The following is a 969-nucleotide window of genomic DNA, read 5'->3' on the forward strand; positions in this document are numbered from 1 at the left end:
CGCCACTACGCACACGTCGACTGCCCGGGCCACGCTGACTATGTGAAGAACATGATCACGGGCGCAGCGCAGATGGACGGCGCGATCCTGGTTTGCTCGGCAGCAGACGGCCCGATGCCGCAAACGCGTGAGCACATCCTGCTGGCGCGTCAGGTTGGCGTTCCGTACATCATCGTGTTCCTGAACAAGTGCGACATGGTGGACGACGCTGAACTGCTCGAGCTGGTCGAGATGGAAGTTCGCGAACTGCTGTCGAAGTACGACTTCCCGGGCGACGACACGCCGATCGTGAAGGGTTCGGCAAAGCTGGCGCTGGAAGGCGACACGGGCGAGCTGGGCGAAGTGGCGATCATGAACCTGGCGGACGCACTGGACACGTACATCCCGACGCCGGAGCGTGCGGTTGACGGCGCGTTCCTGATGCCGGTGGAAGACGTGTTCTCGATCTCGGGCCGCGGTACGGTGGTGACGGGTCGTGTCGAGCGCGGGATCATCAAGGTCGGCGAGGAAATCGAAATCGTCGGTATCAAGCCGACGGTGAAGACGACCTGCACGGGCGTTGAAATGTTCCGCAAGCTGCTGGACCAAGGTCAGGCAGGCGACAACGTCGGTATCCTGCTGCGCGGCACGAAGCGTGAAGACGTGGAGCGCGGCCAGGTTCTGGCGAAGCCGGGTTCGATCACGCCGCACACGCACTTCACGGCTGAAGTGTACGTGCTGAGCAAGGACGAAGGCGGCCGTCACACGCCGTTCTTCAACAACTACCGTCCGCAGTTCTACTTCCGTACGACGGACGTGACGGGCTCGATCGAGCTGCCGAAGGACAAGGAAATGGTGATGCCGGGCGACAACGTGTCGATCACGGTGAAGCTGATCGCGCCGATCGCGATGGAAGAAGGTCTGCGCTTCGCAATCCGCGAAGGCGGCCGTACCGTCGGCGCAGGCGTCGTCGCCAAGATCATCGAGTAA

General features: G+C 62.4%; 1 protein-coding gene. It reads left to right on the top strand.

The genetic code is table 11. From position 1 onward, the window contains the following. Positions 1-969: elongation factor Tu (gene tuf, locus BSE24067_RS32155; protein WP_174905006.1), on the top strand; the 969-nt coding region annotated here is incomplete at its 5' end.

The sequence above is a fragment of the Burkholderia latens genome (genome assembly GCF_902499045.1).
Taxonomy (GTDB): Bacteria; Pseudomonadota; Gammaproteobacteria; order Burkholderiales; family Burkholderiaceae; genus Burkholderia; species Burkholderia latens.